This is a genomic window from Pelomonas dachongensis (assembly GCF_043555865.1).
In the GTDB taxonomy this organism is placed as follows: Bacteria; Pseudomonadota; Gammaproteobacteria; order Burkholderiales; family Burkholderiaceae_C; genus Pelomonas; species Pelomonas dachongensis.
Genome location: NZ_JBIGHY010000008.1, coordinates 32612 through 54843, shown reverse-complemented (window position 1 = coordinate 54843; position 22232 = coordinate 32612). Strand labels below are relative to the sequence as shown.

Genomic DNA, 22232 nt, shown 5'->3' with positions numbered 1-22232 from the left:
GCATTGCCGCAAATTTGCCGCACGGAGGACCCTGAAAAGTGAGCTTTTGAGGCGGGTCGAGCCCCCTTCTTCTGGGGCGATTCGGCAGCTAGTTTTGAGGGCAGGCGCGTCGGATGTGAACCTCAGTTCGCAGGCATTTCTGCCAGTCGTTGTGCGGCTGCTTTCAGCCCGTCGAGGATGGCGTCCGCGACGGGTTGGTTGAAGCCTTCGGGGAGCGCGTTGCGCACTTCGGCGATGACGGCGGGCGTGCGTTCCAGGATGTGTTGGATGAGGGGCTCCGCACTGTCCCCATAGCCGACCTTGCGTGCGGTGCTGTTGAAGTGCCTGCGCTGGATGCTCCTCACGCTGTAGTGCTTGCTCTTGTCATGCAAGGCCATCGCCAACTTCAACTCGTACGCGGACCAGCGGTTGGGGCCTTCGCCGAGGACCGGGTAGGCCGACATCACGTCGTAGAACTTGGTCAGTTGAAAACGTCCGCCCGGCAGCAACTGGATGCTGAAGTTCTTTGCATGGCCGTCCGGCGCGCGCAGCAGCCAGAAGAGGATTTGCGAGGTCAGCAGGGTGGCCTGGTCTTCCGGACGGACCGACTGCCGCAGGATGTCGAACAATTGGACCAGGCCGGGACCACCCTGGTTCTCGTACTTGATGAGCGGGGAGACGCCGAGGGCTTGGCAAAAGTCTTCCTGTGGCAGACGCAACAGCCAGCCGCCATCGGGATGCTCGCGGCGGTCGAAGCGCTCGACCACCAGCACACGTTGCTTGCCGAACGTCCCGATGCTGGCCTCAGCGGTGTCGAGGCCGTAGGCCCGCAGGATGCGCAGGCACAGCCACTCGTTATCGACCGAGGTTCTGAAGTCGGCCTGGCGTCCTCCGACAAAGCCGAGGGGGAGCTTGAAGATGTGCGTCGTTGGCGTGGCGCCGTGCGGGCGCAGCCACTGGCCCTTCCAACGCAGGAACGCATCTTTCTCTTGCGCGCCTGCAAGCGAAATCCTGAAGTCGTCTTCAGCGTTGTGACCCGCGTTGAACTTCTCGTCGCTCACGGTGTTAAGCAGATGCCGCTCGACCTCCTCGTCGGACAGCGGTGTGCCCTCTACCTGGTCGTAGCCCTCCGGCGTTCCATCTTCCGCAAGAAGCTGCACGGCACCGACGCAGTCTCTACCAATGGCCTCAAGCAGGTCGAAGGCTTCGATGGAGCCCGTTTTGAAGCGGGTCGCAATGCGCTTGCGGATGGCATCGCTGTCCGGCAACAGGTTGTCGAAGAAGTTGTGAACCGCGGCACCTTTGTGGGACAGGTTGCCGAACTGGAAAGGCAGCGACAAGGACAGAGGTCGGCCTACTTGCGAGCTCATCCAGGCTGCGTCGTACTGCAGTTCCATCTCGCCCCGTGCGGGCATGGCCCAGGTGCCGACCCGGACACCGTTCGTCCAAATGGAGAGAGCTCGGCGATGTGACTTGCGACCCATCACCACACCGAAGTCGAGCTGGAGGCCGCTGGGGCGCCTCGGTGACCAATGCTGACTTCGAGGCCAAGCGCAGCGCACCACGCCATCAACTGAGCCACGCTCATTTCCTCAGCATGTTGCTCAAGGTGAGAGACGCGGCTTTGGCCTACGCCGACCTTGGCGGCTAGGTCGTTCTGCGAGAGTCCTTTGGCTTTGCGTGCCGAGTTCAGCAGCCTGCCTAGCTGCAGGGCTGTCATCAGAGGCTGTTGGGCGGCGGTCATGGGCGTATCTGGTATTCGGATATTTTGACAATATCTCAATGTCAGATATATTGCAAAGATCTCTATTGGAGATAAATTGCAAATATCTGATTCTGCGATATTTCACCGTAAATCGGGAAGTTGGGCGGTATTCCGCCGGATACGAGGGAATCTGCTTCGATGTCTTGCTGCAGCGACTGACAGCAGTAGCCGTTGATGTCTTGCGCCGTGATGGCATTGAGCCGCTTATGAATTCACTCAAGCTCCGTGATGGACTCGCGCATGGTGTGCTTGAGTTGGGGTAGGGGCTTGTCCTCTGGCTTGCGCTCGATCCGAAACTTCTCGAGCAACCTCTGGCCGTGCGGCCCGCTGTCGTTCAGCCAGGCGGCAATTTTGTAGAAGTCGCGCGTTCGACCCTGGTTCTTGCTTGGTGGCTAGAGGATTCGGTGCTTGTTTGATGCCAGATTCTTCAGTTCACATCGAGCGGGCTGGACGGTCTGCCGCCGGGGTTCAATGCTGATTCCATGCCCGTTCAATGGGACTTTCTTGGGGGGCTAGCTCGGTGGCGCGGTGCTGCTTCGGTGTGTGGAAGAACCGGGATGTGCGCCTTTTGAGCGCGGGCTGCGGTTCTTCCCACGCCTCCTGCGTCTGCAGCTCTCTGAGCGCCCGATCTGGAAGGGAATGCGCGGCAACGCCGCGCCCTGGTGAGCCTGCTGCGCAACTGAACTGGCAGCACAACCGGAGGTAACTGGGATGGTGGTGCTACAGCGGTGCGGGAACCGGCGACAAGCACGACCTGTAGCTGCTCAGGTGATGCACGGCGTCAATGTGCGCCCAGGGCCGGCAGCAGGCTGCCGGCGCATCGCGGAGGTCGACCCCCCCTCACTACACGCGGCGATCTGCCAACTAGCCAGTGGCGGGAGATGGGTTCACATCGAAGGTAAACCCGCAGGTCTGATAGGCGCCCAGCACTTCGACCGTGGTTGTCACATCGGGCAGAGTGAGGGGACGCTGTTTCCAGCGGAGCGAAACAGGACGGTGGCCCAAGTTGGCAATGACCCCTTGAGCGATGACGTCGTCGTGCGTCCACGCCATGCCGACGACGCTGTCGGGGAGGTTGAGCAAAGGCAGATAGCGTGCCCCCACGGCCGAGGCCAGGTACTGGAGCACGACCCATGCTTGAGTCAATGAGCCGGCAGGCAGGCCGCACGGCAGGTGAGGCTTCGGCCCATGTGGGCCGTGGCTGTCAAGCAGCGCCAGAACCTCGAGACCCAGCGGTGCCACCGACGCCGCGTAGCCCACGGTCCAGGCGGCGCCAAAGGAGGCGCCGTGCCGGGGGTCCGCGCTTGCGAGGGGGAGTCGGCGGCCTGCCGCATTGAGTGCTGTGTTCTGGCCATACGGGTTGCGCCTGGGCGCGATGCTGCTCGGGCCCAGGCGGTAGGGCAGCGTGGGCCACAGGTTGCGCACGCTCCGCACGATGTGCGGCAGGCATTCGTGGGTCTGCATCACGGAATGGTCGTCCGCCCCGTGAACGGTCGGGCACGTCAGGTGGCCGATGAAATCGAGTTCGGTGTCGCTTGGGCGTCGGCGGTTTAGCTCCGTGAAGCTGGTGTACATGCCGCCGCCAATCTGTGCCCCGGGGAAAGCGTGACGAGCAGCAGCGGCGTAGGCCTCCAGCGGCGGGAGAGATGGCCAGGGGCCTTCGGGCTGGAAGCTCTTGAGGTATGCCGCTGGCAGCAGGCGCACTGCATCGGCCCGCAGACCAGCGGCCTCGCAGAGGCGCGCGGCGTGTGCTGCGGCTGCCTCGGGGCGCTCTGCGTCATCAGCGATCAGGTCGAGCTGGACGCGCACGTCCAGGCCGCTGCGATGTATGGCCAACGCCTGCAGATCGGCGGTGAGGGCGTCTTCGCGGAGGTCAGCCTCCGCGATCCACCAGCTGGCGCCGAGCCCCCGCAGTGCGGCGACCTCTTCAGGCTGGGCACGCGCCAAGCCAGGCGGCACGCCGATACCCAACGCCGGCATGCGGCAGTGCGAGGCCGGGCCGATGACGATGCCCGGTGTGTCTCGCGGCGTCGAGGCCGGCCTTTGGTTGCCGCTCACGACGAGCTCAATTCGTTGTGTCAGGGCCTGGCCGGCGGGAAGCCTATAGGGCCAGGGATCGCGCAGGGAAGCGACGTAGGTCTTGAATGAAGCGTCGCTCCAGTTGCGCTGGTCCTCCATCTCGAACTTGCCCAGAGGGTCGTGGGGCAGTTCGGCCTGCAGAAGCAACTCAACTTCGATGCCATCTCGTGGCGCATAGGCAAGCCTGCGGATGGCGAACACGGGTTGCGACGGACTGATGTCGCGTGGGAATTGGGTGTCCGACACTGTCCCGTCGCAGTGCCCGACGCGCAGGCGTCGACCCGCCGCGTCAGCAGGATGGAGCACCACGAAGCCGCAGCGGTTGGTGGCAAGGTCGGCATCTGGCGTGGCGGAAACCTCGAAGCGGAGAGAGCCCGTCTCATGCGCCGACAGACATGCAGCGGCTCGCAACTCGCCCTGCGGCGTCGTCATGCGCAGCATGCAGCGTGCGCTGAAAGAGTGGGCTTGCTGCTCGACGTGCAGCGCTTCCACGACCGCGGCCACCGTGCCCCAGTCCTGGTCACGCAGCAAATAGGAAATGCCACGCACGACCTCCACATCGTCCCAGCGCACGTTCCGTACCTGTCCATCGACCAGCTCGCAGCTCAAGCGGCCGGCCTGCAGCAACTGGACCGGCGGCGTCGGCTCCAGGGTGCCGAACAGGGTGAGGCGGTCAGCGTCCTTCATCGCAAGAGAGCGACACGGCCTGCTGACCGCTGCCCGCGGAGCGGTAGGCCGCCTCGACAAGTGCCAGCGTCCGAAGGTTATCTCGCCCAGAGGTCTGCGGCTCGCAGCCGGTGGCGAGACAGTCCAGCCAGTGCGCCTGGATGTTGAGCACGCTGTCCTGGATGTTGAACCAGGGACGCTGCGCCCAGGCATGCAGTGGCGGCTCGCAGTTCTGGGTGGATTGGACGCCCGAGCGGCTGTAGACGTGCAGCCGGTATCCGGCGTCGACGCGCAGCGATCCGTCGCTGCCGTCGATCTCCAGCAGGGTCTGCGGGAAGAGTTCCTCGGCGCGCGGCGAGGCGTAGCTGCAGTCCACGACGCTGGTGGCGCCGCTGGCGTGGCGCATCAGCATGGTCGCGACGTCTTCGCCGGCGATGCGCGGGTTGACTCGCTGGGTCGTCGCGTTGAGCGTCGTCACGTCGCCAAGCAGGAAGCGGGCGATGTCCAGCACATGGATGCCCAGGTCTTCGATGATGAATCGCTGGCCCTGGGCCAGGTAGGGCTGGGTGCGGTAGACATCGAAGGCCGAGCGGAAGCTGAAGCGGCCCCAGAACGGCGTGCCGATGGCGCCCGAGTCGAGCACGCGGCGCGCGGCCTGCACGGGCGTCTGCCAGCGGAAGTTCTCGTGCACCATCAGCGGCACGCTGGCCGCGGCGCAGGCGGCCACCATGGCCAGGGCGTCATCCAACGTCGGCGCGAAGGGTTTCTGGCAGATGCAGGGCACGCGCGCCGCTGCGGCCAGCTCGACCAGCGCGCGGTGGGTGTGGACGGTCGTGGCGATGTCGACAAAATCCAGCTGCTCCCGGGCGAAGAGTTCGCCAGCGTCGGTGTAGGTCCGGGCGATGCCGAAGTCCTGCGCCGCCTGGGCCAGGCGGGCCGTGTCGCGGTCGCACAGCGCGACGATCTCGACGCCTTCCAGCTGCTGCCAGGCATGCAGGTGGTTGTACGAAAAGAAGCCGCAGCCGATCAAGGCGCCTCGTTTCATGTGGTGGGCTCCGGTGTTCTTTCTTGATGCGTGCCTGCCGCTGAATCGCGGCCAGCGCACGTTGCGACGGCTCATGCGGTGGCGGCGCTTTGTTGCAGGGCCAGGCGTTGCTGCATGCGCTGCTGGGCCTGGTCGACCACGACCGCCGCGATGATGACCACGCCCTTGATGACGGTTTGCCAGAACGAGCTGACGCCCATCATGACCAGGCCGTCGGACAGGATGCCGATGACGAAGGCGCCGACGATGGTGCCGCCGATGCGGCCCCGTCCGCCCGACATGGAGGTGCCGCCCAGCACGGCTGCGGCGATGGCGTTGAGCTCGAAGGTCTCGCCGGTCAGCGGGTGGGCCGCCTCCAGCTGCGACGCGATGATGAGGCCCACCAGCGCCGCCAGGCCGCCGGAGATCATGTAGACCACCATCTTCACGCGCCGTACCTGCACGCCTGACAGCTGCGCCGCGCGCTCGTTGCCGCCCACCGCGTAGATGTGTCGGCCGATGGGCGTGCGCAAGCCCAGGTAGGTGGCGGCCAAGCCGATGACGACCAGCAGCCACAACACCAGCGGAATGCCCAGCGGGCTGAGCGTGCCCAGCAGCGGGAAGCCGGTGCTGCTGGCGGCATCCTTGCCGCCGAGGTTGGCGAAGGTGGCGCCGTCGGAGATCAGCAGCGCGGCGCCGCGTGCGACGTAGAGCATGCCCAGCGTCGCGATGAAGGGGGCCACGTTGAGCCGCGTGATGAGCAAGCCATTCGCACCGCCGATGGCCACGCCCAGCAGCAGCGCGATGCCGATGATCTCGAAGATGTTGAACCAGATGACGTAGTCGCCGACCGGCAGGCCATTGAGGATGAGGAAGCCCGCAACCATGCCGGCTAGGCCCACCGTGGAGCCCACCGACAGGTCGATGCCGCCGCTGACGATGACGTAGGTCATGCCGATGGCCAGGAAGGCGTTCAGCGCCACATGCTTGGCCATGATCAGCGCGTTGTCGGCCGACAGGAAGTTGGGGGCGGCTGCCGAGAAGAAGCCCACCACCGCGAACAGCGCGATGAATGTGCGCAGCTTGAACAGCAGGAAGAGCGCCTGGTCGCTCTTGCGTGCGGGGGCGGCGGGGGTGATGGCGGCGGTGGCGGACATGATGTTCAGGACTGCAAGGGGATGGGGGCTCAGGCGGCGAGCGGCTGGCCGGGTGCAGAGGCGGCCACCAGGGCGGCCTGCGTGGCCTGGCCCTCGGCGAACTCGGCGCTGACGCGGCCGTTGCACATGACGAGGATGCGGTCGGACAGGGCCATCACTTCCTCCAGGTCGGACGTGACGAAGAGGATGGCCATGCCGGCCTTGGCCATGTCGCGCATGGCCTTGAAGACCTCGGCCTTGGCGCCGATGTCGATGCCGCGGCTGGGCTCGTCCATCAGCAGCACCTTCGGGTTCGTCATCAGCGCGCGGCCGATGAGCACCTTTTGCTGGTTGCCGCCTGACAGAGAGCCGATGGGCAGCTCCGGGCGCGGTGCCTTGATGTGCAACTCCCGCACCTGCTGCGCCACGGCGCGGCGCTCGGCGGCAGGCCCCAGCCAGCCGCGTCGCGCCAGCCGCCAGAGGCTGGACAGCGTCATGTTCTCGGCGATGGACTGGGTGTGCACCAGGCCGTCGGCCTTGCGGTCCTCGGGGATCAGGGCGAGACCTGCGCGGATGCAGGCCTGGATGTCGCGGCCCATCAGCTGCTGGCCTTGCAATTGCACGCTGCCGCTGGCGCGGCCTGGGTGGCAGCCGAAGATGCACTCGAACAGTTCGGTGCGGCCGGCGCCCATCAGGCCGTAGATGCCGACGATCTCGCCGGCGCGCAGCTGCAGCGAGACGCCGTCCACCAGCCAGCCGGGCAGGTTGCGGCGCGGCAGCCGCACGTTCTCGACCTGCAGCACCACGTCGCCGAACTGGTGGTCGTCGGTGCGGGCGAAGTCGCGCGTGCTGGCGCCCACCATCTGGCGCACGATCCAGGGCACGTCGACCTCGGCCATGCGGGCCGAGCCGGTGATGCGGCCGTCGCGCAGCACGGTGATGTAGTCGCCGATGCGCACCAGCTCTTCCAGCCGGTGCGAGATGTAGACGATGGCCACGCCGCGCGCCTTGAGGTCGGCGATAACGCGGAACAGCACCTCGACCTCGGGCTGGCTCAGCGCCGAGGTGGGCTCGTCCAGGATGAGGATGCGGGCGTCCTGGGACAGCGCCTTGGCGATCTCGACGATCTGCTGCTGGCCCACACGCAGGTCGCCAACGAGGGTGTCGGGGTCCAGCTCGTGCGCCAGGTCGCGCAGCAGCGCGCGGGCGCGCTCGCGCTGGGCCGGCATGTCGATGGCGTGGCGTGCCTTCACCAGCTCGCGGCCGATGAACAGGTTCTCGGCGATGGACAGGTTGGGGAAGAGGTTGAGCTCCTGGAAGACGATGCCGATGCCGTGGCGGCGCGCCTCCTCGCAGCTGCGCAGGCTCACTGGCCGGCCGTCCAGCAGCAGCTGGCCGCCGGTGGGCTGCTCCACGCCGGCAATGATCTTCATCATGGTCGACTTGCCCGCGCCGTTCTCGCCGACGAGCACGTTGACCGCACCGGCCTTGAGCTCGAAGTCGACACCCTTGAGTGCCTGCGTGCCGAGGTAGGCCTTGCTGACGCCCACCATGCGCAGCACCACGGCGTGGTCGCCCGCCATCACTTGGCCCCCAGCGTGAGCTGCACGGGTGTCAGCGTGGGCAGGTCGGCGTTGTCGTCGTCGGTGAAGACGCCCAGCAGCTCGACCGAACGCCCCTGGAGCTCCTGCCGTGGCAGGGGCTTCATGACGAGCGCGTAGGCCTGGTCGTTGAACGCATTGGCCAGCTGGGCGAACTCGACCTGGTTGGCGTAGTCGGTGAACGAGATGAAGGGCAGGCTGTCGCGCAGCGAGGTGCCGCGCACGACGGGGCCGATCTGGACGAGCGCGTCGGCCTGGCCGTCGCCGTCAACGTCCACACCGACGGTGCCGGCGCTGACGTCGGTGTTCACCGTCACCACCCGACCCTTGACGCGGGCGACGAAGTTCCATGGCGCACCTTCGGCCGGCTGGCGCTGGCCCATCTTTTCACCGGCCTGGTCGACGTCGGCGACCATCGCCTGGCGCAGCGCGGGGAAGTCCACCGCCTTGGCCTGCAGCGCGGGCAACACCTTGGCCTCCCAGATGTCGGCGACCTGGGCCTTGGGGTCGAACGCCTGGTTGACGAATTTGTCGGCCTGGTCGGCCGATGCGGCCACGGTGCGCTTCTCGATGCGGCAGGCCGAGAGGCCGAGGGCGAGCGCGAGCAGGCATGCCAGCGCCGCGAGGCGTGGCGGGTACAGCAGGGACGGCATGATCGGGTGCGGTGAGCTGAGGAGCGAGCGAGGGCGGGAAGCCCCAGAGGTCGTAGGCGTGGCCTACTTCTTCTTCAAGTTGAAGCCGTCGAGGCGGGCGGCGTTCCTGGCGGTGATGAGCACGCAGTCCATCAGCTGTTTCTCCGGCAAACCGGTGCTGCCGGTTTTCAGGTATTTGTCGGCCTGCTCCACGGCCAGTTCGGCCTGGCGGTAGGCCGGCTGCAACACCGTGGCTTTGATGCCACCTTTGAGAATGGAGTCGCGCACATCGTTGCTGCCATCGAAGCCGACGACGATGACGTCCGTGCGCTTGGCGGCCTGCAGTGCAGCCCAGGCGCCCATCGCCATGGTGTCGTTGCCGGCGATCACGCCCTTGATGTCGGGGTTGGCCTGCAGGATGGTTTCCATCTTCTTGAAGGCCTCGGGCTGGCTCCAGTTGGCGGACTGGCGGGCCACGAGCTTCATGCCGGGGTACTTGCCGATCACGTCCTGGTAGCCCTTGCTGCGCACGCCGGCATTGATGTCGGCCTCGCGGCCCAGCAGCTCGACGTAGTTGCCCTTTTCGCCCATCAGCCGCACGAACTCCTCGGCGCCCAGTTGCGCGCCCTGGTAGTTGTTGCTGACGATCTGCGTCACGGCCACGCCGGTGGTGTTGATTTCGCGGTCGATCAAGAAGGACGGGATGCCGGCCTTCTTCGCCTTGGCGACGGCGGCCACGGAGGCCTCGCTGCCGGCGTTGTCCAGGATGATGGCGCGGGCCTTGCGGGCGATGGCGGCGTCGAAAAGCTCGTTTTGCTTGTTGGCGTCGTCGTTGTGGACGAGCACCAGCGTGTCGTAACCCAGCGCCTTGGCGCGCGCCTGGGCGGCCACGGCCTCGGCCTTGAAGAAGGGGTTGTCCGGCGACGGCACGATGATGGCGATCAAGTCCTTGGCGGCGGCCATCTGCGTCGCAAGACCGGCGAACAGCGCCACCGCCAGCGTCTTGAGCTTTTGCTTGGATGTCATGGGCTATGTCTCCTCAGTTCGCTGAGTGATTTTGGTGCGTCTCAACCATTGGCTGGACCGCGCTCGTGGCTGCATGGTTGGCCGGGCTGTCGCCTCTACCAACACATATGTTGTGTTGGTGTGATGGTATGACATGTTGGGCGAGTCGCAGGCTCTGGTTTTCCCTGGCGCCGGGCGCCAGCCGTCGATCAGGCCGGTCGGATGAGCCGCTGGTAGAGCGTGTTGGCGCGCGTCAGATGCGCTTCCATCGCGTCGGACGCCGCCTGCGGATCGTGCGCCGCAATGGCGTCGACGATGCGCTCATGCTCGCTGAGCGTCAGCTCTTCGGCGCCAGGCGCTCGCACCAGCGTCTGGTAATACTCGCCTGCCCACCGGAACAGGGCCTCGGCGATGGACGGAAAGATGGGGTTGCCGCTGATGCCGGCGATCTCGCGGTGGAAGGCCATGTCGCGCTCGACGAACAGCTCGAAGTTCGACATCGCCGCGCGCTGTTGCGCGATGGCCAGGCGCAAGCGGGCGATCTGTTCCTCGGTCGCGCGTTCAGCTGCCATGCGGGCGGTGCCGCACTCCAGGAATACGCGGGCTTCCTTCATGTGCTCCAGGCTGCCGGGCTGGCTGCGTAGCAAGTGCATCGCGCCGCCAGCCAACTGCGACACGAGGCGCTCGGCCGTTGGTACGACCACACGCGCTCGCTCGCCATGAATGATCTCGACGATCCCCGAGCGTTCCAGCGCCTGCAAGGCTTCACGCACCGCAGGGCGGCCGACGCCGTATTCATCCATCAGCTCCCGCTCCGAGGGCAACTGGGCGCCGGCTGGGATGGCGCCTGACCGGATGCGGTCCATCAGCCGGTCGAGGACCTCTTGATAGATTTTTCTGCGCTGAATCGTCTCGCTCATGGTGGGGCTCCGCCTGCCATCTTCAGGATGGCAATGTGGTCATATGACGATACCACGCTCCCATTGGCGAGCGCTTCAGGCGCAGTCAAGGCTGCGCGGCCACCGTCCCCATCATTTTCTGGACATGATGATATCAACTGGTATGATGAGTATGTCTACATGTCGTTTAAGTTGACGTGTGGGGCGGGTGGCATTGCTGAAGACGCGATGCCGCCCGCGCTCGACTCTCTCTTCCCTGCAGATGCCAACGGAGCCTCAGTCATGAATCAAACCATCGCCCTGTTCGGAGCAGGCGGCAAGATGGGCGTGCGCCTGTCCAAGAACCTCCTCAATTCCAGTTTCCGAGTCCGCCACGTCGAACCCAGCGAGGTCGGCCGCAAGCGTCTGAAGGACGAACTGGGCCTGGACTGCGTGGACACCGACGCCGCGCTGGACGGCGCCGATGTCGTGATCCTGGCGATCCCTGACACCGTCATCGGCAAGGTGGCGCACCAGATCTCGCCCAAACTGCCGGCCGGCACCATGGTCATGCTGCTGGACGCCGCAGCCCCCTTCGCTGGCCACCTGCCGGACCGCAAGGATCTGACCTACTTCGTGGCCCACCCCTGCCACCCCACCATCTACAACGACGAGACCGACGCTGCAGCGCGCAAGGACTACTTCGGCGGCGTCGCCGCCAAGCAGTCCATCACCAGCGCGCTGATGCAGGGGCCGGAGTCGGCCTGGGACCTGGGCGAGGCGGTGGCCAAGGCGATCTACGCGCCCATCAAGGACTCCTACCGCCTGACCGTCGAGCAGATGGCGCTGCTGGAGCCAGGCCTGTCCGAGACCGTCTGCGCCACGCTGCTGGCCGTCATGCGCGAGGCCATGGACGAAGTGGTGCGCCGAGGCGTGCCGCAGCCCTGCGCGCGGGACTTCCTGCTGGGCCACATGAACATCCTGGGCGCGGTCATCTTCAACGAGATCCCCGGCGCCTTCTCCGACGCCTGCAACAAGGCCATCACCTTCGGCAAGCCGAGGCTGATGCGCGATGACTGGCTCAAGGTGTTCGACCGCGACGAGATCGCGGAGAGCATCCACCGAATCACCTGATCCCCGGCCGAGGAGCGCACCTTGAGCGAACGCATTCATGCCAGCTACTGGCTGGAGACCGGTGACGACCCCGCCCGCGCGGCGGAGGTCATTGCCGGCGAGCAGTCCAGCGGCACCTTCGTGGCGCTGCCTAACGAGACGCCCGAGCTGAAGGCGCGCTCGGGCGCGCGGGTGGAGCGGCTGGAGGTGCTGGACACCTCGTCCTTGCCCAGCCTGCCCACGCCCAAGCGCAGCCCGCGCTACACGCGCTGCAGGCTGGAACTGTCCTGGCCCATCGAGAACCTGGGGGCCTGCCTGCCCACGCTGATGGCGACGGTGGCGGGCAACCTGTTCGAGCTGCGCGCCGTCACCGGCCTGCGGCTGACCGACCTGCAGCTGCCTGCCTCGTTCGCGGCCGCCTACCCCGGCCCGGCCTTCGGCATCGCGGGCACCCGGCGGCTGGCCGGCGTGAATCGCGGCCCGCTGATCGGCACCATCATCAAGCCCAGCGTGGGCCTGTCGGCCGACGAGACAGCCCAGCAGGTGCGCGAGCTGGTGGACGGCGGCATCGACTTCATCAAGGACGACGAGCTGCAGGCCGATGGCCCGCACTGCCCCTTCGAAGACCGCGTGCGCGCTGTGATGCGCGTCGTCAACGAAGCCGCCGACCGCACCGGCAAGAAGGCCATGGTGGCCTTCAACCTGACTGGCGACCTCGACAAGATGCGCCGCCGCCACGACCTGGTGTTGGCGCAGGGCGGCACCTGCGTGATGGTGTGCCTGAACTCGGTGGGCCTGGTGGGCCTACACGAGCTGCGCCGCCATGCGCAGCTGCCCATTCACGCCCACCGTGCCGGCTGGGGCTATCTCAACCGCAGCCCGGCCATCGGCTGGGATTACGGCCCCTGGCAAAAACTCTGGCGCCTGGCCGGGGCCGACCACCTGCACGTCAACGGTCTGCGCAACAAGTTCAGCGAGCCGGACGACAGCGTCATCGCCGCCGCGCGCGCCGTGCTGGCGCCGGCCACGGACGCGGCGGCCATGCCCGCGATGCCGGTGTTCAGCTCCGGTCAGACCGGGCTGCAGGCGCACGACACCTATGCGGCGCTGGGCTGCACCGACCTCATCCACACGGCGGGCGGCGGCATCTTCGGCCATCCGCAGGGCGTGTCGGCGGGCGTGGAAGCGCTGCGCGCTTCATGGGAGGCTGCAATGAGCGGCGTGCCGCTGGCGGAGCACGCCCGTCGCGTGCCCGCATTGACCGCCGCATTGGCGTTCTGGCGATGAGTGTGGCAGCCATGGACTGGCCGGAGGGCCTGCTGCTCAGCTACTACGGCGACGACTTCACCGGCTCCACCGACGCCATGGAGGCGATGACGGCCGCTGGCGTGCCCACTGTGCTGTTCCTGGACCTGCCCACGCCCGAGGCGCTGGCGCGCTTCCCCGGCGTGCGATGCGTGGGGCTGGCGGGCTCGTCACGCGGCCGCAGCCCGGCGTGGATGGACGAGGTGCTGCCGAAGGCCTTCAGCGCACTGGCGGCACTGGGCGCGCCCATCCTGCACTACAAGGTCTGCTCCACCTTCGACTCGTCGCCCCGCATCGGCTCCATCGGCCGGGCCATCGACATCGGCGTGCGCCAGATGCCGGGTAACTGGTCGCCCACCATCGTCGGCGCGCCGCGGCTCAAGCGCTACCAGGCCTTCGGCAACCTCTTCGCCGCCGTCAACGGCGTGGGCTACCGGCTGGACCGCCACCCCACGATGTCGCGCCACCCGGTCACGCCCATGGCCGAAGCCGACCTGCGCCGCCACCTCGCGCAGCAGACGGAGCGGGACATCGAACTCATCGACCTGGTGCAGCTGCGCCAAGGTGAGGCCAACACATTGCGGCAGCAGATGGAGCGGGACGACCCGCCCGTCGTGCTGATCGACGTGATGGACGAAGAGACGCTGCTCGAAGCGGGCCGGCTGGTCTGGCAGGGGCGTGGCGCGGGGCTTTTCAGCGCCTCGTCATCCGGCCTGCCTTACGCATTGACGACGGCCTGGCGCGCGGCTGGCCTGCTGCCGGCGCAGCCGTCGCTGCCCGTGGCGCCGCCGGTGGACCGGATCGCGGCGGTCAGCGGCAGCTGTTCGCCGGTCACGGCGGCACAGGTCCAGTGGGCGCGCCAGCATGGCTTCGAGACCGTGCGGCTGGCGCTGGCCCCGGCGCTGGGCAAGGCGTCGCGCGAGGGCGAGATCGAGCGCGTGGTGTCGCTGGCCGGCGCGGCACTCGCCGAGGGCCGCAGCGCGCTGGTCTTCAGCGCCGAAGGCCCAGACGACCGCGACGTGCTGGGCTTCGACGCGCTTGCCGACGAAGCCGGGCTGACGCGCGACGCCGCCGCACGCATGGTGGGCAGCACGCTGGCCGAGGTCATGCGCCGGCTGCTCGACCGCGTGGACCTGCAGCGCGTCGTCGTGGCCGGTGGCGACAGCTCCGGCGAGGTGACCAGCGCGCTGGGCATCGACGCGCTGACCGTGACCGCAGCCATGAGCCCCGGCGCGCCGCTGTGCCGGGCCTGGTCTCGCAACCCGCGCCGGGACGGGCTGGAGATCGTTCTCAAGGGCGGGCAGATGGGCGAGGCGTCCTTCTTCGGCCGCGTGCGGGACGGCGCGGCTGCATCGTGAACGCCGTCGTGGCCGCGTGGCGCCGCATGGCCTGTGGGCTGGCGGCCCTGCTGCTGGCCCTGGCCACTCCCGCAAATGCGCTTGAGCCTCTACCGCTGCCGCCGGACTCAGCTCAGGCGAAGACCCTGCTGCGCGAGTTCCCGCTGCTGGCCAAGCTGTTGATGGCCGAGCGCCCGTGGGAGCAGTCGCCGCAGGCGCTGGCCGGCGCCATCGCGGCGCGCAAGCCTCAGCTCACCCAGGGCAGCCCCGAGCTCCCACTGCTGCTCGGGGACCGGCGCGGCCCCGGCTGGCCGGGTGAGCCCTTGTTCGGCCTTCAGGCCTACGAGACCGAGTTCTACAGCTTCGACCGCGAGCGGCCACTGGTGCGGCTGCATGTCGGCCGGCCGTTGGTGTTCGCGCTGCAGCACGGCCGCGTCGAGGCGCGCGCGGAGGGGCGGCAGCTGGTGTCGCAGTTCCCGGTGCTGGCGGCCGATGCCGTGACCCGCCTGCGGGCGCAGCTGGAGGGTGCGGCCGAGTCGCTGGCGCCCTTCGGCGCGCAGCGCGAACCCTGTGCGTCGGCATTGGTGGCCTGCTACCGGCTACCCAACGATGTGCGCATGACCGTGACTGACCTGAGCGGCTCGACCAACGGCACGCCCTACGTCGAGATCAGCCTCACGCCCCAGGCGCCGGTGGCCCGGTTCGCCGGCACGCAGACGCTGGCCTTCCCCGGCGCCGAGGGGGCGGGGCGTTATGCCCAGGGTGGGCGAGGCGGCAGAGTCTTCATCGTGACCACGCTGGCGGACTACCTGCCCAAGGGGCGCCTCGGGCGGCCTGCGGGCACGTACGGCCAGGCCAGCGCTCACGCACTGACGCTGGGCGAGGGCAACTGGGTGCCTTTCGTCGATGCGCTGGGCCGGCCGGAGCCTGGTGTCGGCAAGCCCCTGCTGCCGCCGTTTGAAGCCCTGCCGCCCGAGCCGGTGATCACGGGCAGCCTGCGCGAGGCCGTCGAGGCGGCGGGCCCGCGCACCATTGTGTTCGCCGTGTCGGGCACCGTCGAGCTGAAGGACGAGCTGGTGGTCCGCAACCCCTACCTCACCATCGCCGGGCAGACCGCGCCGGGCGAGGGCGTGCAGATCAGGAACTTCGGCTTGATGGTCGAGACCCACGACGTCATCGTGCGCCACCTGCGCATCCGCGTGGGCGAGATCAAGGGACCGGGCAACCTGCAGCGCACGCTGGGCGAGCAGACCCACGGGCTGGACATCAGTGGCATGAACGTCATCGTCGACCACTGCGACATTGCCTACGCCAACGACCAGGTGTTCAACACCTACGGCGTGGAGCGCCGCGAGGCGGCCACGCTGCAGTGGTCCTATATCTACGGCGGCCCCAAGGCCTCGACGCACGAGAAGGGCGACCACTCCATGGCTGCCGTGGGCGTGGGCTGGGGATTCGTCTCACTGCATCACAACCTGTTCGCCCACATGCGCACGCGCAATCCGAGGGTCGACATGCTGACCTACGATTTCCGCAACAACGTCATCTACAACTTCGGCGCGGCCGGCTACGGCTCGCCCAACGACAACCTGCGCTTGAACTACGTGGGCAACACGCTCAAGCGCGGGCCCGACACCAAGCGCAAGGACTTGTACGCCTTCGGCGACCGGCAGTTCTCGACGCCCTTCGGCCAATGGTATGGAGCGGGCAACGCGCTGCCCGAGGGCTTTGCCGGGCTGTTCGATGCGCCGGCGCAGACCGTCGTGAGCCAGCCCCATGACGTCCCGCCGGTCACGACGCATGCCGCAGCCGATGCCTATCGCCTTGTGCTGAGCGAAGGCGGCGCGAGCAAGCCGGTGCGCGACAGCGTCACCCGCTACGTTGCGGGCACGGTTGCCGAAGGCGCCGGCTTCATCCCGGGCACGCCGGCCGACTGGCCAGACGGTGGCTTTGCCCGCTACCCCACGGCGAGTGCACCGGTCGATGAAGACCGCAACGGCATTCCCGATGCCTGGGAGCGCGCTCGCGGCCTGAGACCCGGCACGGTGCGCTCGAACGGGCGCGACCTCGATGCGCGTTACGACAACCTCGAGGTCTACATCAACTCGCTCTGACTACTCGACCCGGATGACCACGCGCCGGTAGCGGGTCAGCCTGGGCGTGCCGTCGTCGGTGACCTCGGCCACCACGTGGATGCTGCTGCCCTGAGGCGCGTCCTTGGGCACGGTGAACGATGCGCGCTCTCGGCCGGCGTTGGCGATGCGCACCGGGCCGCGGTAGCTGCCGGCATCGTCGTCATGCCACCACAGCGTCTGCAGGCGGTGGCCGTCCGGGTCCGTCGAGCCCTGCGTGCTCAGGCGCACGGTCTGGCCGGGGCGGGCGCGGATGTCGGCCTGGGCCACCCGCACCTGCGGCGGATGGTTGGCCTGCGCGTAGGGCAGCACATTCCAGTCGGCGCGCGCGGCGAAGTCGTTCTGCAGGGCCTGCGTCCAGCGCCATATAGGTTTGAAGTAGGCGCTGCGCTGGGCTTCGGTGGTGGCGGAGCCCTTGCGCAGGCTGCTGCGGCCCCAGGCATTGCCCGTGTACCAGCGACCTTCGGGGTAGACGTAGCCCGCCACGGGCACCGGGTCCAGCCAGGTGTTGTCGCGCACCCGCACATAGCGGCCGCCCCAGCCGCCCCAGTCGGGGGACTCCAGGTTGCGCAGGCCGGTGTCGATGAGGTGCAGGAAGGCGGGCGAATCGCCCTCGGAGCGGAACTCGCCGGGCTCGAAGTCGGTGTCGCCCAGCAGGCCGTAGCTGCCGGGCACATGGGCCTTGTAGAGCGCGGCCAGCGGGCCGTGGCCGTTCAGGATGTGGGTCTTCATCCAGTCGGCCTTCAGGTAGGGCAGGTTTTCGGCGGGCTGGATGCGCTTCCACTCGTAGGCCAGCGCCCAGAATTGGTCCGAGATGATTGTGGGGATCTGGTAGTGGCCCCAGCGCGGGCGGATGTAGCGCTGGTAGGTGTCGTCCTGTTCCCAGATCAGGAAGAGGCGCAGCCTGGCCGCTACCGCGGCCATCTTCTCGGGGTGTTCCTCCTCGATGGTCTTGAGTGCGCGGGCCAGCGTGTTGGTGCCGCCCCAGGCCTGCACCCAGACCGGGCGCGGGTCGCTGTCGTCCAGCAGCACCCGGGCGATGAGCTCAGAGCCGGGCGTGCGCTCGGCCATCTCGCCTTCGGCCTTGACGTTGCCGAGCACGGTGCGCGCCTGCAGGTACTCGGCGCTGGGATAGCGCGGGTCGTGCTTGAGCAGGTTGGGCTGGACCTGGGCGTAGGCCTTGAGGATGGGCTGTGCCCAGTCGTCGCCCGCCCACTTGTGGCCCTGCCAGTGGTACTGCGAGCTGGTCGTGACGATGCCCTCCACATCCCACTCGTTGGCATACATCAGGAAGCGCACCAGCGAGCATTCATCGTCCACCTCGCCGTCGGTGGTGACGATGACGCGCGGCCTGTCGGGCGGCGCTGGTGCGGCGGCGGCCGTGATGCAGCAACTGCCGAGAGCAGCGGCCAGCAGGGACAAGGCCAGCGGTTTGTGTTTCATGACTGTGGCTCCTCGGGTGATGCCAGGTGGAAGCGCGCGCTGAACGAGTAGCTGCCGGACAGCGCCTCGCAGACCAGCCGCCCGGGGGCCTCGCCCAGCACGCGCAGGCCCTCGGCCTGCCGCACCGGCGTGCCGCCCTCCGTCACGTCGGCTGCGGAGCTGCAGGGCACGAAGACCTTGGCGCGGGTGTTGGCCGGGATGCTCACCTGCCAGCTCAGCCGGTCGCTGTCCAGCCGCCATTCGCTGTGGATGAGGCCGTGCATCGTGCGGTAGCTGGCGCGGGCGAAGTCCAGCCCCTCGCCGACGAAGGGGCGCAGCACGAACTGCTGGAAGCCCGGGTGCTCGGGGTCCAGCTCGATGCCCGCCACATGCCGGAACAGCCATTCCCCCACCGAGCCCAGCGAGTAGTGGTTGAAGGAGTTCATGTGTGGGTTGAAGAAGCCGTCTTCTTCGGTCCAGCCGTTCCAGCGCTCCCAGATCGTCGTGGCGCCGTGGCGCACGGGGTAGAGCCAGGAGGGGTAGTCGTCGCGCAGCAGCAGCCGGTAGGCCACGTCGTTGCGGCCGGCCAGCGTGAGCTGCGGGTTCAGGTGGCGGATGCCGATGAATCCCGTGCTGAGGTGGCCGCCCAGTGCCTCGATGTTGGCCACGAGATGCGCTGTGGCGGCTTCGCGCAGCGGCTCGGGCAGCAGGTCGAAGGCCAGGGCCAGCAGATAGCCGGTCTGGGTTTCGGTGGTGATGCGGCCGTCGGGTGTCAGCCAGGTTTTCTGGAAGGCGGCGCGCACCCGCTCGAACATGGCGTTGAAGCGGCGCGCGTCGTCGTCATGGCCCAGTTCGCGGGCGATCTCGGCGAGCTTGGCGCAGTCGTCGGCCCAGTAGGCGGTGGCCAGCAGCGTCTTCATCGGCGACTGGGTGCCGAAGGAGGTGTCCGCCGGGATGCACAGCCAGTCGCCGTAGTTGTTGGACAGCAGCTTGGCGCGCAGGCCGCCCGGGTTGTGGCTGGCGATCCAGTCCACCCACTTCACCATGGCGGGGTAGTGCCGCTCCAGGATGCGCCGGTCGCCGTAGACCTGCCAGATCGTGTGCGGGATGCTGACGCCGCCATCGGCCCAGCCGGCCGCGCCGCCGAGGTTGCCCAGGCCGGTGAAGTTCTTGCCCTCGCGCAGCCGTGGCGCGGTGTCCGGGAAGACGCCTTCGGGCGTCTGCGCGTCCTCGATGTCCACCATCCACTTGCTGAAGAAGGCGGCCACGTCCATGTTGTAGGTGGCGGTGCGCAGGAAGACCTGCGCATCGCCCAACCAGCCCAGGCGCTCGTCGCGCTGCGGGCAGTCCGTGGGCACGGACAGGAAGTTGTCCTTCTGCGACCACAGGCCGTTGAGCCAGAGCCGGTTCACCCCGGGGTGCGAGCACTCGAAGTGGCCGGCCTCGGGAGTGGCCGAGCGCAGCACGCAGCCGGTCACGGTGGCCAGCGTGGGCGCCTGCGGCAGGCCGCTCAGCTCCACGAACTGGAAGCCGTGGAAGGTGAAGTGCGGCTCGTAGACCTCGTCCTCGCCTCCGCCCTTGCAGATGTAGACATCGGTGGCCTTCGCGCGGCGCAGGTTGGCGGTGTAGAGCGTGCCGTCGGGGTTGAGCCGCTCGCCGAAGCGCAGCGTCACGCGGGTGCCGGCGGCGGCACGCACGCGCAGCCGCACCCAGCCGGCGATGTTCTGGCCGAGGTCGAAGACATGCACGCCCGGCGCGGCCTCATGCAGGGACACCGGCGCGATGTGCTCGGTGATGCGTACCGGCTCGGACCGTTGCGCCACCAGCGGCACGGGCGGAGGCACCACCTCCAGCGCGGGCAGCCAGGGCAGGGCGCCTTGGTCGTCGAACCCGGGGCGGTCCCAGCCCGGCTGCTCGCGGCGGGCGTCGTAGACCTCGCCCATCATGAAGTCGGAGCTGAGGATGGGGCCGGTGTTGACGGTCCAGGCACCGTCGCTCACCAGCGTGAAGCGCTGGCCGTTCTCCAGCTCCACTTCCAGCTGCACCAGCAGGCTGTTCTGGTGGCTGCCGTAGCGGGCTCGCGTCTTCTGCCAGCCCACGAAGCCGCTCCACCATCCGTCACCCAGCGTGGCGGCCAGGGCATTGCGGCCGGGCGCCAGCAGCGCCGTCACGTCGTAGCTGCGGTAGTGGATGCGCTTGTCGTAGTCGGTCCACTCGGGCGCGAGCATGTCCTGGCCGATGCGCCGGCCGTTGGCGCGCAGCTCGAAGACGCCGCGTGCACTCGCATGCAGCGTCGCCCGCCTGATGGCGCCAGGTAGCTCGAACTCGCGCCGCAGGCGCGTCGGCGTGCCCGGCCGTTTCAGCGTGGGCGTGGCCGCGTCAGGGTCGCGCCGCAGCACCTTCACCGGCGCGGCCAGCCAGCGGGCCTGCCAGTCTGAGGCGGCGAGCAGGCCCATGCTCCAGAACGACGGCGCCGAGCGCGTCTCGACGCCCAGCTCGTCCCAGACCTGCACCTGCCAATGGCAGGCCTGGCGCGACGTGAGTGGCAGGCCGGCATAAGCGATGTGCGTGCTGGCAGCGCCTTCGATGCGACCGCTGTCCCAGAGGTCGCCCTCGCCGGCGTGCAGGCGGGAGGCGCTGCTGGCCACGAGCACGCGCCAGGCCTGCTGGCGCGCGCCGCGCCGCTCGGCCAGCATCAGCCAACTCAGGCGCGGGTGGGGTTCGTCGATGCCCAGGGGCTCGACCAGGTATTCGCAGCGCAGTTGCTGGATGTTCACGGCCTGGCTCATGTGTCCGCCCGCTCGTTCTGGATCTGCTCCAGCGTCTTGCCCGAGGTGTCGGGCATGAAGAAGTAGCCGATGCCGCCACTGATGACGAGAAACAGCGTCAGCAGCGCCGCCAGCACCGCGATGCCCTGCTGAGCCAGCAGCGGCACGAAGAAGCTCCACAGGCCCACTGCCAGCCGTGCCACGCCGAAGGTGATGCCCTGTGCGGTGGCGCGCAGCATCGTCGGGAACAGCTCCTGGCTGAACACCTTGTAGAAAGCTTCGCCCGCCAGCGCGCCGCCGGCCGCGAACAGCACGATGTTGGCCACGATCACTGGCACGCTGAAGGGCAGCACCATCAGCAGCCCGTAGGCCAGGATCTGCAGCACCGCGCCCGCGGCCCACAGCAGCTTGCGGGTCTTGTGGCTGCGGTCCGAGAAGGGCATGAACACCGTGATGGCCACCAGCATGGCCGTGATGAACGCTGCGCTCGGCAGGCCCACGGCCAACGCCTGGTCGTCGGCGTTGTGCTTGATGATCAGGTAGGAGTTGAAGGCGCCCGCAGTGCCTGCAGCGAGATTCCAGAACAGGTAGATGGTGCCGGTCCACAGCAGCGCCTTCAGCGGCGGGCCGCGGAACAGGCGCGACACGCCCTGCCGCGCCGACGATGCAGCTTCCTTCCAGCGCGCCGACTCCGCTAGCCCGCGCCGCATCGCCCAGGTAACCAGGGCCACAACGAACAGGTGCAGGAAGACGATGCGGATGCCCAGCAGGCCCAGTGGCGCCAGCATCAACGCCAGCCACAGCACGATGGCCGGCCCGAGCGACCAGGCCACCTGCGTGAGCCCGAGCAGCCGGCCGCGCGCCTTGGCCGGCGCGAACTCGCCCACCAGCGCGAGCGAGGTCGGCACGTCAGCGCCCACCGCCAGGCCCACCACCACGGTGCCGATGAAGAGCATCTCTTTGTTCACCGCGCAGGCGATGCACAGGATGCCGGCGGCATAGACGAGCAGGTCGTACTGGTAGATGCGCTTGCGGCCGACCAGGTCGCCCAGCCGGCCGCCCAGGAAGGCGCCGATGGCACAGCCGATGGCATTCGGCCCGATCGCCGCGAGCGCGCCTATGTGGCCGTCGGTCAGGCCGAAGGCCTGCTGGAACAGCGCAAAGCCCGCGCCCAGCGCCACGATGGCGCCGGCGTCCAGGTAGGAGGCCATGCCTGCAAGCGCGGTCCAGCGCCATTGCTGGGGCGTGACGGTGGCCGGCGCCGGGCCGGGCTCCCCGGATGACGTTTGCTCTGAGGTCAAGTTGTGGCTCCAGGCGGGTTTCGCCCGCGTGCGTTCAATCGGGCAGGGCTCCGCAGCCCCATGCCAAGGCGTGGATGCCCGGCCAATAG

At 68.1% G+C, this 22232-nt stretch carries 16 protein-coding genes; 4 read left to right on the top strand and 12 right to left on the bottom strand.

Annotated elements, in window-relative coordinates:
* Positions 1 to 122: 122 nt before the first annotated feature.
* From ACG02S_RS20000 to ACG02S_RS19960, 9 genes are all read right to left on the bottom strand, one after another.
* Complete coding sequence (locus ACG02S_RS20000; protein WP_394472250.1) at positions 123 to 1463, bottom strand: type II toxin-antitoxin system HipA family toxin; 1341 nt, start codon at positions 1461 to 1463, stop codon at positions 123 to 125.
* Positions 1463 to 1699, bottom strand: coding sequence for a helix-turn-helix domain-containing protein (locus ACG02S_RS19995; protein WP_394472407.1), 237 nt, complete (start codon positions 1697 to 1699; stop codon positions 1463 to 1465). Before ACG02S_RS19995 ends, ACG02S_RS20000 begins: the two co-directional genes overlap by 1 nt.
* Positions 1700 to 2608: 909 nt before the next feature.
* Positions 2609 to 4510 carry a D-apionate lactonase family protein gene (locus tag ACG02S_RS19990; protein ID WP_394472249.1) on the bottom strand — a complete coding sequence of 634 codons (1902 nt, stop codon included), beginning with the start codon at positions 4508 to 4510 and terminating at the stop codon, positions 2609 to 2611.
* The gene (locus ACG02S_RS19985) at positions 4497 to 5534 is read right to left on the bottom strand and encodes a Gfo/Idh/MocA family protein (RefSeq protein WP_394472248.1); all 1038 of its coding nucleotides are present in this window, start codon (positions 5532 to 5534) and stop codon (positions 4497 to 4499) included. The genes ACG02S_RS19990 and ACG02S_RS19985 overlap by 14 nt, the downstream gene beginning before the upstream one ends.
* 71 nt (positions 5535 to 5605) lie before the next feature.
* The gene (locus tag ACG02S_RS19980; RefSeq protein WP_394472247.1) at positions 5606 to 6670 is read right to left on the bottom strand and encodes an ABC transporter permease; all 1065 of its coding nucleotides are present in this window, start codon (positions 6668 to 6670) and stop codon (positions 5606 to 5608) included.
* 29 nt (positions 6671 to 6699) lie between these two features.
* The gene (locus ACG02S_RS19975) at positions 6700 to 8232 is read right to left on the bottom strand and encodes a sugar ABC transporter ATP-binding protein (protein ID WP_394472246.1); all 1533 of its coding nucleotides are present in this window, start codon (positions 8230 to 8232) and stop codon (positions 6700 to 6702) included.
* A complete protein-coding gene (locus ACG02S_RS19970; RefSeq protein WP_394472245.1) occupies positions 8232 to 8903 on the bottom strand; it encodes a DUF2291 family protein in 672 nt (223 codons plus the stop codon). Before ACG02S_RS19970 ends, ACG02S_RS19975 begins: the two co-directional genes overlap by 1 nt.
* Positions 8904 to 8966: 63 nt before the next feature.
* Positions 8967 to 9908 (bottom strand): D-ribose ABC transporter substrate-binding protein, encoded by a 942-nt coding sequence (locus ACG02S_RS19965; protein WP_394472244.1) that lies wholly within the window; start codon positions 9906 to 9908, stop codon positions 8967 to 8969.
* 188 nt (positions 9909 to 10096) lie between these two features.
* Positions 10097 to 10807, bottom strand: a complete 711-nt coding sequence (locus ACG02S_RS19960; RefSeq protein ID WP_394472243.1) for a transcriptional regulator NanR — start codon at positions 10805 to 10807, stop codon at positions 10097 to 10099.
* A 261-nt stretch (positions 10808 to 11068) separates the two neighbouring features.
* Between ACG02S_RS19960 and ACG02S_RS19955 the strand changes: the two genes are divergently transcribed.
* The 4 genes from ACG02S_RS19955 to ACG02S_RS19940 are packed head-to-tail and all read left to right on the top strand — an operon-like array spanning position 11069 to position 16634.
* Positions 11069 to 11899 carry a phosphogluconate dehydrogenase C-terminal domain-containing protein gene (locus ACG02S_RS19955; RefSeq protein WP_394472242.1) on the top strand — a complete coding sequence of 277 codons (831 nt, stop codon included), beginning with the start codon at positions 11069 to 11071 and terminating at the stop codon, positions 11897 to 11899.
* Between the two features lie 21 nt (positions 11900 to 11920).
* Complete coding sequence (locus tag ACG02S_RS19950; RefSeq protein WP_394472241.1) at positions 11921 to 13165, top strand: ribulose-bisphosphate carboxylase large subunit family protein; 1245 nt, start codon at positions 11921 to 11923, stop codon at positions 13163 to 13165.
* 11 nt (positions 13166 to 13176) lie between these two features.
* Positions 13177 to 14541, top strand: coding sequence for a 3-oxo-isoapionate kinase OiaK (gene oiaK, locus ACG02S_RS19945; protein WP_394472240.1), 1365 nt, complete (start codon positions 13177 to 13179; stop codon positions 14539 to 14541).
* Positions 14538 to 16634, top strand: a complete 2097-nt coding sequence (locus ACG02S_RS19940) for a hypothetical protein (protein ID WP_394472239.1) — start codon at positions 14538 to 14540, stop codon at positions 16632 to 16634. The genes oiaK and ACG02S_RS19940 overlap by 4 nt, the downstream gene beginning before the upstream one ends.
* On the opposite strand, the gene ACG02S_RS19935 is transcribed toward ACG02S_RS19940, so the two are convergent.
* Genes ACG02S_RS19935 through ACG02S_RS19925 form a run of 3 tightly spaced genes read right to left on the bottom strand, consistent with a single transcriptional unit; the run spans position 16635 to position 22143 of the window.
* The gene (locus ACG02S_RS19935) at positions 16635 to 18095 is read right to left on the bottom strand and encodes a DUF1593 domain-containing protein (RefSeq protein WP_394472238.1); all 1461 of its coding nucleotides are present in this window, start codon (positions 18093 to 18095) and stop codon (positions 16635 to 16637) included.
* Positions 18092 to 20863: an alpha-L-rhamnosidase gene (locus tag ACG02S_RS19930; RefSeq protein WP_394472237.1), complete on the bottom strand. Its 2772-nt coding sequence runs from the start codon at positions 20861 to 20863 to the stop codon at positions 18092 to 18094. The genes ACG02S_RS19935 and ACG02S_RS19930 overlap by 4 nt, the downstream gene beginning before the upstream one ends.
* Positions 20860 to 22143 carry an MFS transporter gene (locus ACG02S_RS19925; RefSeq protein WP_394472236.1) on the bottom strand — a complete coding sequence of 428 codons (1284 nt, stop codon included), beginning with the start codon at positions 22141 to 22143 and terminating at the stop codon, positions 20860 to 20862. Before ACG02S_RS19925 ends, ACG02S_RS19930 begins: the two co-directional genes overlap by 4 nt.
* Positions 22144 to 22232 lie beyond the last annotated feature (89 nt).